General features: G+C 70.3%; 9 protein-coding genes. 3 read left to right on the forward strand and 6 right to left on the reverse strand.

All coding sequences use genetic code 11. From position 1 onward, the window contains the following. Positions 1 to 5 precede the first annotated feature (5 nt). Positions 6 to 1715, forward strand: coding sequence for an adenine deaminase (gene ade / locus FZ983_RS05710; protein ID WP_149222618.1), 1710 nt, complete (start codon positions 6 to 8; stop codon positions 1713 to 1715). A 324-nt stretch (positions 1716 to 2039) separates the two neighbouring features. Then, on the forward strand, positions 2040 to 3683 hold the full coding sequence (locus FZ983_RS05715) for a CocE/NonD family hydrolase (RefSeq protein WP_149222619.1): 1644 nt from the start codon (positions 2040 to 2042) through the stop codon (positions 3681 to 3683). Between the two features lie 6 nt (positions 3684 to 3689). Here the strand turns inward: FZ983_RS05715 and FZ983_RS05720 are convergent, their stop codons facing one another. Further along, positions 3690 to 4448 carry a Fic family protein gene (locus tag FZ983_RS05720; RefSeq protein ID WP_149222620.1) on the reverse strand — a complete coding sequence of 253 codons (759 nt, stop codon included), beginning with the start codon at positions 4446 to 4448 and terminating at the stop codon, positions 3690 to 3692. Positions 4449 to 4663: 215 nt separating this feature from the next. Here FZ983_RS05720 and FZ983_RS05725 point away from each other — a divergent pair, with 215 nt between their 5' ends. Next, positions 4664 to 5095 carry a bacteriohemerythrin gene (locus FZ983_RS05725; RefSeq protein ID WP_149222621.1) on the forward strand — a complete coding sequence of 144 codons (432 nt, stop codon included), beginning with the start codon at positions 4664 to 4666 and terminating at the stop codon, positions 5093 to 5095. Positions 5096 to 5210: 115 nt separating this feature from the next. Here the strand turns inward: FZ983_RS05725 and FZ983_RS05730 are convergent, their stop codons facing one another. The 5 genes from FZ983_RS05730 to FZ983_RS05750 all read right to left on the reverse strand — a co-directional run bounded on the left by FZ983_RS05730 (position 5211) and on the right by FZ983_RS05750 (position 12080). Next, positions 5211 to 6911 carry a tetratricopeptide repeat protein gene (locus FZ983_RS05730; protein ID WP_149222622.1) on the reverse strand — a complete coding sequence of 567 codons (1701 nt, stop codon included), beginning with the start codon at positions 6909 to 6911 and terminating at the stop codon, positions 5211 to 5213. Between the two features lie 154 nt (positions 6912 to 7065). After that, a complete protein-coding gene (locus FZ983_RS05735; protein WP_149222623.1) occupies positions 7066 to 8118 on the reverse strand; it encodes an aminoglycoside phosphotransferase family protein in 1053 nt (350 codons plus the stop codon). Positions 8119 to 8129: 11 nt separating this feature from the next. Further along, entirely contained in the window at positions 8130 to 8666 is a 537-nt protein-coding gene (gene moaB, locus FZ983_RS05740; RefSeq protein ID WP_149222624.1) for a molybdenum cofactor biosynthesis protein B, read from the reverse strand. A 54-nt stretch (positions 8667 to 8720) separates the two neighbouring features. Next, a complete protein-coding gene (locus FZ983_RS05745) occupies positions 8721 to 10790 on the reverse strand; it encodes a lytic transglycosylase domain-containing protein (RefSeq protein ID WP_247883604.1) in 2070 nt (689 codons plus the stop codon). Positions 10791 to 11210: 420 nt separating this feature from the next. Beyond that, positions 11211 to 12080 carry a uracil-DNA glycosylase gene (locus FZ983_RS05750; protein ID WP_149222626.1) on the reverse strand — a complete coding sequence of 290 codons (870 nt, stop codon included), beginning with the start codon at positions 12078 to 12080 and terminating at the stop codon, positions 11211 to 11213. Positions 12081 to 12151: the final 71 nt, after the last annotated feature.

A 12151-nucleotide genomic window follows, 5' to 3' on the forward strand; every position in this document is an offset into this window, starting at 1 on the left:
GGGTTATGGCGGTGAGCCGGGATGATCTGAAGACGCGCATCGGGCAGGCGCTGGGCGAGGCGAAGGCCGATCTGGTCATCAAGAACACGCGCTTCCTCAATGTCGTGACCGGCGAGATCGCCGAGGGCGACATCGCTGTCTGCGGCGAGGTCATCGTCGGCACCTACGAATCCTATGACGGGGTGGAGGAGATCGACGGGCGCGGGCTGACCGTGGTTCCGGGCTTCATCGACACCCACGTCCATTGCGAATCCACCTGCGTCACCCCGCAGGAGTTCGACCGCTGCGTGCTGCCGCGCGGCACTACCACCGCCATTTGCGACCCGCATGAGATCTGCAACGTACTGGGCGAGCGGGGCCTCCGCTATTTCCTCGACAGCGCCGGCGGGACGACGCTCGACCTGTTCGTGCAGCTGTCCTCCTGCGTGCCGGCGACGGAACTGGAGACGTCGGGCGCGCGGCTGGAGGCGCCGGACCTGATCCGCCACATGGACCATCCCCGGGTCCTGGGCCTGGCGGAGTTCATGAACTTCCCCGGCGTCTTCCACAAGGTGGACGGGGTGCTGGACAAGCTGGCCGCTTTCGACGGGCGCCACATCGACGGTCACGCCCCGCTGGTGTCGGGCAAGGAGCTGAACGCCTATCTCTCCTGCGGCATCCGCAACTGCCATGAGACCACCAGCGCCGCAGAAGCGATGGAGAAGCTGCGCAAGGGCATGCAGGTGCTGATCCGCGACGGTTCGGTGTCGAAGGACGTCCATGCCCTGGCCGAAGTCATCAGCCCCGAGACCTCGCCTTTCCTGGGATTCTGCACCGACGACCGCAACCCGCTGGACATTGCGGAGGAGGGGCACATGGATCACCTGATCCGCAGCGCCATCCGCCTCGGCGCGCCGGTCGCCCATGTCTACCGTGCCGCCACCTGGTCGGCCGCCCGCGGCTTCCGCCTGTATGACCGCGGGCTGGTGGCGCCGGGGCATCGCGCCGATCTGGTCCTGCTCGACGATCTGGAGGACTGCGCGGTCAACCGCGTCATCCGCAACGGCAAGGTCGTCGGCCCGCACAGCTTCGACGGCCGGCCGGCGGTGACGCCGGTGGGGCTGGATTCGGTGAAGCTGGAGCCTGTGGCGGAGGAGGATTTCGCCGTGCCGGCCGGCGGGTCGGTGCAGTCGGTGATCGGGCTGGAGCCGGGGAAGATCCTGACCGAACACCGGCGGATCGAAGTGCCGGTGGCGGGTGGCCGGATGGTGGCCGATCCGTCGCGCGACCTGCTGAAGATCTGCGTCTTCGCCCGCCATGGCAGCAACCGCAACATCGGCCGCGGCTTCGTCCAGGGCTTCGGCTTCGCCGAGGGGGCGTTGGCGTCGTCGGTTGGGCATGACAGTCACAACATCTGCGTGGTGGGGGCGAGCGACGCCGACATGCGGATCGCCGTCAATCGCCTGATCGAGCTGCAGGGCGGTTTCGTCGCCGTGCGCGACGGCAAGGTGGTGGGCGAGTTGGCCCTGCCGCTGGCCGGTCTGATGAGCCTGGAGCCGTTCGAGACGGTGGAGGTGAAGCTGCGCACCCTGCGCGCCGCCGTCCGCGCCATGGGCTGCCCGCTGGCCGAGCCCTTCCTGCAGCTGGCCTTTCTGCCGCTGCCGGTCATCCCGCACCTGAAGATCACCGACCGCGGCATGGTCGATGTCGACCGCTTCGAGCTGATTGCCGCCTGAACGGGCGGTCTGCCTGGGAAAGAGGCAGGGGGCTGGAAAGTGAGCGGACTCCGACCGCCCGAAAATAGGGCGCCTGAGTGCTGGACAAATCCCCTCCCCCCTTGTGGGAGAGGGTTAGGGTGAGGGGGCGGAAACTCAAGAATTTCATCGGCCTTCAGATCGTCGCCCCCCTCACCTCAACCCCTCTCCCGCAAGGGGGGAGGGGCTTCAAGCAGCGGGTGGGGCAGCATCGGGATTTAAGCAAACTGCTCCCGACCCTCTGGCACGGGCTTTGCCACGACAACACATTAATCGTTGTTCGTCATCGAGCGAGCCCGACACGCCATGACCCATCTGGCCCCGATGATCCACCAGTCGCATGACCTGCTGCCGGTCCGGCCGCCGGAAACCGTGTCGATGCGGACGCGGGACGGCGTGAGGCTGGATGCGGACCTCTACCGGCCGGACGCCGCCGGCACGTGGCCGGTGCTGCTGCTGCGCGTGGCCTGTGGGCGGCGCACCGCGCTGACCAGCCATTACGCCCATCCGCGCTGGTACACCGCGCGGGGCTATGTCGTGGTGGTGCAGGATGTGCGCGGCTGCGGCACGTCGGACGGCCGTTTCCGCCCCTTCGAGGCGGAGCGGGAGGACGGGGCCGACGCCGTGGCCTGGGCGGCCTCGCTGCCGGGGTCGTCGGGCGTGGTGGCGATGTATGGCTGCGGCTATGCCGGGATGGCGCAGTGGCTGGCGCTGGCGGAGCGGCCGGCGGCCCTGCGTGCCGTTGCGCCGGCCTTCGCCGGCTGGGACGTCTTTTCCGACTGGGCTTACGAGGGCGGCGCCTTCCGGCTGGCCGACGCCATGGGCTGGGCTCTGCGCACCGCCGCCGAGGCGGCGCGGCGGGTGGAGGACGGCACCGGCCACCGCATCCTGTCCGATGCGGCGCGCAGCCTGCCGATCGACGACGAGATCCCGTCGCGGCCGCAGGCCCTGCGCGATTACGCCCGCTATTCCCATTACGACGACTGGCTGACCAACCCGGTGCCCGGCCCGGCCTGGACCGCGCTGTCGCCCAAGGCGATGCTGGCGGACATGCCGGCCGACGTCGCGGTGCTGCAATTCGGCGGCTGGTACGATCCCCGGCTGGCCGGCACGCTGGACGCCCACGACCTGCTTGCTGCGCGGGGGCGGGCGTCGGTGCGGCTGGTGGTCGGTCCCTGGGACGCCGAAGGTCCCGCCGCGGCGCCGGGGGAGGCGCCCACGCTGGACACGCTGCAACTCGCCTGGTGGGAGCGGGTGCTGAAAGGGCAGGGGGCTGACCGCGGCGGCGCGGTGCGCCTGCATGACGTGGAGACCGGGCGCTGGCACGACCTGCCCACCCTGCCTGCGGCGGAGGCGGTGCTGCATCTGGCCAGCGACGGCCTCGCCAACCGGCAGGGTGGCCGGCTGGGGCCGGAAATGCCCGATTTCGAGGCACTCGACGTGGTGGTGCACGATCCGCGCAGTCCGGTGCCGACGGTCGGCGGCCATGCGGTGCCGGCCGCCGCCGGCCGTTTCGACCGCGCCGCCGTCGACCGCCGGCCGGATGTGGCGACCTACACCAGCCTGCCGCTGGAGGAGCCGCTGATGCTGGCCGGGAGGGTCGCACTGGATCTGTGGGTGGAGGCCGACGCCCCGTCCTTCGACGTCAGCGCCGTGCTGTCGGTGGTGCGCCCCGACGGGCAGGTGCTGCCGCTGACCCAGGGCCACGCACGGGTGGAGCCGGGCGATCCGACCCGGCCGCTGACCATCGCCATGCGGGCGGCCTGCGCGACGCTGGCGCCGGGATCGGCGTTGCGCCTCAGCCTCGCCGGCTCCTGCTTCCCGGCCTATCCGGTCAATCCCGGCACCGGGGCCGAGCCGGGCGAAACCCGCCGGGTCGATGCGCTGCCGATCACGCTGCTGATCCACAGCGGTCCGGACCGGCCGTCGCGCCTGCGCCTGCCGGTCTGAAAAGCGTCAGGGAAGATCGCCGGGCTCGTCCGCGTCGGCCTTGCCCGCCGCCTCCAGGCAGAAATCCAGGCTCTGCGACAGGAAGCGCATCATCAGGTCGCGGAACGGCGTCTTGTCGCCGACAGCCCAGGCCCGTTCGACGAGGTCGAGATAGAGACCGCGATCCTCCGCCAGGACCACCACCGGCGGGTAGCCGGCGCGGTTCAGGATCAGGTTGCACAGCAGCAGCGCCGTGGCCCGGTTGCCGGTGTGGAAGGGGCGGATGGCGCTCAGCTTGTGATGCGCTTCGAAGGCGGCGTCGGGACTGGCGTCCGATTTGCGCATCCAGGTCGACAACGCCGACATCGACACGCGCAGCTTGGCCGGATCGGGCGCGGTCTCCGCCGGATCGTCCTTCGGCGCGCCGTTGCGGTATTTCCCGGCCTCGTCCTCGATCCCGCGATAGAGAACGCTGTGGAAGGCGGAGACCGTGCGTTCGGTCACCGCGCCCGTCGGATCGAAGGACAGCCGCGCCATCAGTTCCAGCGCCGCGCGATGGTTCAGCACGAAGCGCTGCTCCTCCACCGGGCGGTGGCGCAGGATGCTGCCGCGCTCCAGGATCGCCTTGACGTCGGCGGGCTTGACCGGCACCTCCTCCAGCGCGGCGGCGGCGACGGTGAGGTCCAGTTCGAAGCGGTCGGCGATGCCGTGCACGACCTCCTGCGGCAGGGGGCGGGCCGCGTCCAGCGCCCGTTTCTTCTCCGCGATCTCGTCGAGCAGGGCCATCGGTCACTCTGGGGCTGGTGGCGGGGAGGGGCGGTCAGGAGGGGGCTGGCGCATCATGCCGCGCCCCCTGCGGGGATTTGCCGCTTGGACGGGCACGGTTGCCGGTTTTAGGATCCCTGTCAAGATGTCCACAACCCAGCCATGGCCGGCCGCAACCGCTTGAAAAGGGCGGAAGGCGCTTGATTTCGCGGGATGCGAGGGGGGAGGTCGCTGCGATGACCTATGTCGCCTGGGACGAATCCATGAGCGTCGGCGTGCCCGTGCTCGACGAAGAGCATCGTCGGCTCCTCGACCTGTTCAATGGCCTGCTGGAAAGCGGCATCACCCCCGCCAACCGGGAGGAGCTGTCCAGCCTGCTCGCCAGCCTCAAGGACTACGTCGCCGTCCATTTCGCGCGGGAGGAGGCGATGATGGAGCGTTGCGGCTATCCCGAACTGAACGGCCACCTCGCCGCCCACCGCTATTTCGCCGACGAGGTGGACAAGCTGGCCCGCGACTTCGACGGCGGCAACCCCACCATGCTGCGGGTCGACCTGATCCTTCTGCTGAAGGACTGGTTCGTGGAGCACATCCAGCAGACGGACAGCCAGTACAAACCCTATGTGGGGGTGTCCCCCCTCTCCCCCCCGGGGAGACGGTCGGGGTGAGGGGGATGCACAGCGTGGCGCAGATCAGCGCACAGCAGTTTCCGCTTCTCGCCAATCCTAGCCGTGCAACCCCCTCACCCTAACCCTCTCCCCAGGGGGGAGAGGGGATACTTCGCTACTTCGCGGCGGCCTTCCGGTCGGCCAATCCCTCGTCCAGCTTGGCCTGGATGCCGGCCTTGTCGGTGTCCTCGTCGGCATTGCGCAGTGCGCGCATCCACTGGAACCGGGCCTCGTTGCGGCGGCCGGCGCGCCAGTAGGCGTCGCCGAGATGGTCGTTGATGGTGGGATCGCCCGGCTTCAACTCCACGGCGCGCTCCAGCTTCGCGACCGCGCCCTCGAAGTCGCCCAGCTTGTAGAGAGCCCAGCCCAGGCTGTCGACGATGTAGCCGTCGCGCGGGCGCAGTTCCACCGCGCGCTCCACCATCGCCCTGGCCTTGTCCAGATGCTCGCCCCGGTCGATCCAGCTGTAGCCGAGGAAGTTCAGCAGCGACGCTTCGTCCGGCCGTAGCGTCAGCGCGGTTTGCAGGTCGGCCTCCGCCTGCGGCCACTGCTTGGTCTTCTCGTAGCTCATGGCGCGGGCGTACAGCAGCGGCCAATGGCGCTCCTGCGGCGCGCCGATCCGCTCCAGAGCGGTCGTGTAGGCGGGGATCGCCTCGTCGTACCGCTTGGCGTAGCGGTAGATGTCGCCCAGCCGGGTCACCGCGTCGGTCCGCTCCGGCCGTTCGGCCGACAGGGCCTTGAGGACCGCGATGGCGTCGTCGTTGCGGTTCATGCGGGCGAGGCTGTCGGCTTCGCGCATGCGGGCGGTCCAGCCCAGCAGCGGGTCCTTCGCCAGCAGCCGGTAGGCGGTCAGCGCCTCCTCGTGATGGTCGCGGGAGGCCACGATGTCGCCGATCAGCAGATGGGCCAGCGCCAGATCCCCGCGCAGGTGCAGCGCGATGCGACCGAACAGCAGCGCCGGCTCGTCGGCATTCTCGTGATGCAGGGCGCTGCCGAGGTCGAACAGCGCTTCCGCCAGACCCGAACGGGCATCGGGCACCGGGCGGGTGTCGGACGGCGCTTTCGCCATGGCGTCCAGCGCCGGCTCCACCAGCAGCCCGTCGGGGTTGTTGATCTGGAAGGTCTCGTAGAGCTTGCGCGCCTCGTCCTTCTTGCCGGTGCGCATCATGAAGTTGCCGACGATCTGCACCACCCGCAGCGGCGCCTCGGTGTCCGTCACCTTGACATAATGGGCGGCGGCATCCTCGCTGCGGCCGGCGAGGTCGAGGATCAGGGCGGCATGCAGGTTGTAGAGCGCGCCGAAGCCCTGGACGGCCGCCAACGGCTCCAGCGCGGCCAGCGCCTCGTCCGTCTTGCCGCGGGATGTCGCCAGCCAGGCGCGGGTCAGCGGGGTGATGAAGCGGCCCAGCCCATCTGCCGGCAGGCGCGCGGCATAGCCGTCGGCCTCGTCCAGCTTGCCCTTGGCGAGCGCATCGGCGGCCAGCAGGGTCAGCGCCATCTGCGGCTCGCCCTGCTCGCCCAGCAGGCGGGTGGCATAGCCGATGGCGGTGTCGACCTGCCCCTCGCCCAGCCGCAGCAGGAAGGTGCGACGCAGCAGGGCCTGGTCGTCGGGATCGGCGGCCAGTGCCTGGGCGGTGAAGCGCGCCGCCGCCGTCCAGTCGTCCTGGTGCTGGGCGTAGCGGCCGGCCAGATAGCTGCCGGTGGCGGAGCCGGCGGTCTCGCCGGGCGGGCCGGCGGCGAAAGCCGGCGCCAATATGGCCTCGGTCAGCAGGGCGGCCAGGGCGGTCGGCAGCAACCGGCGTCGGAAACTCGTCATGCTCTCGTCACCTCGTTTTCCGAGTCGGTATCCCATCACTTTCGGCAGGGCGCGGGCAAGAGACTTTCGTGCCCACTCTCCTTCTCCCCCCTGGGGAGAAGGTCGGGATGAGGGGGGTCGGCGCAGCCGAAACATCCCCATATGTGGTTCCCCCTCACCCTAACCCTCTCCCCGGGGGGCGAGAGGGGACTGGGGTCCAATCCCGGCGCACCTGTTCGATCCGTTCGGCACGCAGGATGTCGGTGGCGTGGGCGTCCATATGGGCGCGCAAGCCTTCCGGCATGCCCGGCGACAGCATGGCGCCTTCCACCGACCAGCGGGCCATCCAGGACAGGGTGCGCAGCCAAGTCAGCCGGCGCAACGGCTTCAGCCAGGGCCGCACCTCGTCGGCGAGGTCGCCGGGAACCGCCATCGCCCAGGCCTCCACGAAGGCATCGACGTCGGACGGCGCAAGTTCCGCATTCACCGCCGGGTCCCATTTGGTGGAGGTGTAGAGGCTGGCATGGGCGAGGTCGCTCGCCGGGTGGCCGTATTGCAGCTTCTCCAGATCGGTGAACCAGGCTTTGCCATGGCCGTCGATCAGGAAATTGCCGGGATGCACGTCCACCCCCACCGCGGTCAGCGGCATCGGCGTCTCCGGCGGCGGGGCGAGGTCGCCGCTGCGGGCGGCGGCAAGCTCGTCCGCGATCAGGGCGCGGGCGCCGGCGTCCAGCGCGGCACGGTCGAACCACTCCGCCTGCCGTTCCACCTGGGCCAGCAATGCAGCGACCGGATCGGGCGGGGCAGGCAGCGGCTCGTAGAAGTCCGGCGGGGCCATGCGGTGGATCGCCGCCAGCGCGCGGGCGATAGCCGGCATGTCGTCCGGCAGGACGGGGGTGCGGCCCTCCACCTCGCCGACCACCAGCGCGCCCAGCGGCAGCCCCTCGCCCGGCGGCAGCATGCCGGCGAAGCGCGGGGTGTGGCCCGACATTTCCGCCCGGCGGAAGGCGGCGGCCTGCCGGTCCAGCGCCGTCCAGGCATCGAGGCCCAGCTGGCTCCAGCGCGGAATGCGGGCGACCAAGCGGCGGCCGCGCAGGCGCACATGGTCGTGGGCGACGCCCTTCAGCGGCATCGGCTCCAGCGCGTCGGGGGAGAGGTCGGCAAGGCGCGGCAGCCGGGTCAGGGCGGCGTGCAGGGCCTCCGTCGAAAAACCAGTCGGTTCGCTCACACCAACACCGCTCACGCCATGTGCTCGCGCAGGCGGGGCATCAGCTCCACCAGATTGCAGGGGCGGTGGCGGTTGTCGAGCTGCCAGACCAGGATATCGTCCCAGGCGTCGCGGCAGGCGCTGGGCGAACCCGGCAGGGCGAAGATGTAGGTGCCGTTGGCGACGCCGCCGGTCGCACGGCTCTGAATGGTGGAGGTGCCGACCTTGGCATAGCTCAGGTAACGGAACAGCTCGCCGAAGCCGGGGATCGCCTTTTCATAGAGCGCTTCGACCGCTTCCGGCGTCACGTCGCGGCCGGTAACCCCGGTGCCGCCGGTGGTCAGCACCACGTCGATCTGCGGATCGGCGATGTACGCCTGCACCTGGGCGCGGATCGCCGCGATGTCGTCGCGAACGATGGTTCGGGCGGCGAGCCGGTGGCCGGCCCCGGCGATCCGCTCCGCCAGCGCATCGCCGGAGCGGTCGTCCGCGGCGCTGCGGGTGTCGGACACCGTGATCACCGCGATGTTCACGGGAAGGAAGGGGCGGCTCTCGTCGATCTTCGGCATGGCGGCAGGCGTGTCCTCAAGTCGGGCCGGAGCCCGGCAAGGGCGCACCGGCGGTCAGGGTATCGGGCTGGCCTCCCCCCGCTCCGCCACCGTCTCCACCCGGGCCGGAACGGCCGGAGCATCCGCGGCGGAAGGCTCGGCCGCCGGAGCTTCCGCCGTCGGCTTCTCGGCGGCGGTCACCGCGGCCGGGACCGCCGGCTTCGCCGCCGGCAGCGGGTCGGGCTGGGCCGCGACCTGGGTCGCGGACGCCTCCACCGGGATGTAGGACGGCCATTTCCCATCGGCGACGGCGTCGAGCGAGGCGGTCTCCTGGCCCAGCCGAAGCTGGTAGATCCAGAAGTTCGCCATCACCTTCTCCACATAGTCGCGCGTCTCGCCGAAGGAAAGGCTTTCGATGAACAGCAGGGGATCGGTGATGTCGCTCAGCTCCCGCCGCCAGCGGGCCAGCGTGCCCGGCCCGGCATTGTAGGCGGCGGTGGCCAGGAACAGGTTGCCGTCGATCTCCGGCATGCCCAGCAGTTCTGTCAGGTAACGCTGGCCCAGCTCCATGTTGCGGGAGGGATCGAACAGGGCGTCGCGGTTGGCGTCCTCGCTGCCGATGTCGGCGTGGCGCTCGCGCACATGCTGGGCGGTGCTGGGCAGGATCTGCATCAGCCCGGTCGCCCCGGCGGAGCTGACCAGACGCGGGTCGAAGCGCGATTCCTGGCGCATCACCGCGAAGACCAGCGCCCGGTCCACGGCGAAGCCGTCGCGCGGCGTCCAGTGCGGCAGCGGGTAGAGGGCGGCGGCATAGGGCGCGCCGTCCGGCCCGGCCACCGCGTTGCCCAGCCGCAGCGAGAGGGTCGCCACTCCGGCGCGGTCGGCCAGCGCCACCATCGCCTGTTCGACCAGCGGGTCGCCCTGGGGATGGATGCGTTGCAGCTCCATGCCCGCCAGTTCGCGCTGTCCCACCTGCAGCAGGGCTATGGCACGGGAGCCTGCCGGCTTCGCCGCCATCGCCGCCAGACTCCGCCCGCTCAGCTCCGGCGCCTGCCAGCGCACGTCGTGCAGCGTGCCCAGTGTGCGGAGCGCGATCAGGCCATAGAAGGTGTGGGGATAGCGGGCCGCGGCGGCCAGATGCTCCGCCGCCTCCTTCTCCTTGCCGGGCTTGCGGGACAGCGCGCGGGCCGCCCAGTAGTCGGCGGCCGCCGCCTTCCAGGGGGAGCGCGGACCGGCGGCGGCCATGCCCTGGAAATGACGGGCGGCACGGTCGGTCTGCTTCAGCCGCCATGCGGACAGCCCGGCGATCCAATGCGCTTCCGGAAGCATGTCGCCCGACCGGGCGGCGCTGGCGGAGGCAAGCGTCAGCGCCTGTGCCGTCTCGCCCGAATAATAGAGCGATGTCGCGATGCGAGCGCGGGCGGCGTCGTACTGCACGGTGTCGAGCTTGCCGCCGAACTCGTCCTGGTTCAGCAGAGCCAGGGCGTTGCTGGCGCGGCCGGAGCGCAGCAGCTCCTCCACCCGCGCCACGGCGGCGCGGTCGCTGCGGGCGCGCGACACGGTGCGGCTGCGCGGGGCGACGGTGACGCCGTCCTCCTCGTCGTCCTCATTCGCGGCGACGGTGCGCAAGCCGCCCAGCCGTTCCAGCGAGCCGACGAGGCGCACGCGCTCCTCCCCCCGCGGGGGCTTCGGCGCGCGCTGGCCGGCGGGCTGGCGCTTCTGCGCCAGGCTGTGCACCCGCTCCGCCCCGGCGAGGTCGCCGTAATCCTGCATCCAGCGGGCGAGTTCCTCGTAGCCGGCGCGGCGGTCGGGGTGGAGATAGCGCTGGCGCAGGACATAGCCGATCAGCCGGCGGTCCTTCAGCTTCGCCATCTCGGCGTCGGCGGCGTCCCAGTCCGCCCGGTCCTGCAGCGCGAAGATGCGGCGGTAGCGGTCGGCATCCTCCTCGTCCAGCTGGACGGCGCGGGCCTCGTCGTCGCTGGCGAGCAGCAGCGGGGAACCGGTCGGGCCGGTGGACGCATCGGCCGCCGGCGCGCCGAAAGACGGGTCGCCGGGAATGGCCGGGTCGGGCAGCCCCATGACCGGGTCGCCAATGACCGGGTTGCCAGTCGGCTCGCCGAAATCGGGGGTATCGGGGTCAGGCACGGAATCCGGGCCGGGCGGGACGACGGCGTGACCGTCCGGCGCGTGGATGATGAGGGCGGCGCAAGCGGGCCGGAACCCGACCGAACCGTCGGGTCCCAGGGTGTAAGCCACCGCGAGACCCAGCACCCCCAGAAGGTTCCGCCGCAGCGGGACCGCGTTCGCGGCCCGGTATGCTGCACTGCAAAATATCCGGAGCATTGTTCCGAAATAGCGCAGGCGCTCGCGAACCGCAAGCAACGGATTTGCGCGGAATGTGTCATCGCCGGTATTCGCCAGTCTCTACAACGGGTTAAGGGGGGTGGGAAAATGGCCTTAGCCCGTTGGGAAGGTGCCTTTCGGCATGGCGGCATTACATTTGTGTCATGCAGTCGGCGTAGTCACACAAACGATTTGGGCGAAGCTCCGGTGTCGATTTTTTGCTTACGAATACTTGATACCGTCTTCGTCGATCTTTTGCCGCAGCGCAAGCATGTCCCGCCACGCTTCCCGCTTTGCGATAGGGTTGCGCAAGAGGTACGCCGGATGGAGCATCGGCATCAGCGGCACCGGTGCGCCGGTTCCCTCGTAGGACCGCCATTGCCCACGCAGGCGGGTGATTCCCTCCGCCCGGTTCAGCAGGGTCTTGGCCGACACGCCGCCCAGCGCCACCAGCAGCTTCGGCCGCACCAGTTCCACATGCCGTTCCAGGAAGGGCAGGCAGGCGGCGATCTCGGCCTGGGTCGGGCTGCGGTTGCCGGGGGGGCGCCAGGGCAGGATGTTGGTGATGTAGACCTTGCCACGATCCAGGCCGATCTGCGCCAGCATGCGGTCCAGCAGCTTGCCGCTGACCCCGACGAAGGGCTTGCCCTGCCGGTCCTCGTCCTCGCCCGGCGCCTCGCCGATCAGCATGATCGGAGCCTGCGGATTGCCGTCGGCGAAGACGGTGTTCATCGCGGTGGCCTTCAAAGGACAGCCGTCGAAGCTGCGCAATGCCGCTTCAAGCGCTTCCAGGGTCTGCGCCTCATGCGCGCGGGCACGGGCCTGGATGCCGGCTTCGCTGGCGCCCAGCGGCTGGTCGGGCGAGGGGAAGAGTGCGGCAGGCCGCGGCGCGGCGGGGGTGGGTACCCGAGTCGGTGCCGGGCTGCGCGCCATACCGGCATTTGGCGCCGCACCGGCGCCCGCGGGCATGGCGCGCGCCGCCGGCCGGGCGGAGAAGGCGGCCCAGTCGATCGGCTCGTCACCGATGGCCTCGTCGCAGCCGATATCGGCATGCCAGCGCAGCGCGTCGAGGATGTCGCATACGTCAATCATCGTTTGACCTTACCACAGATCGTGTGGTCTTACATGTCCAGATACCCAATTTGGGTGCGGTGCAAAGCGTG

Source organism: Azospirillum sp. B21 (assembly GCF_008364825.1).
Classification (GTDB): domain Bacteria; phylum Pseudomonadota; class Alphaproteobacteria; order Azospirillales; family Azospirillaceae; genus Azospirillum.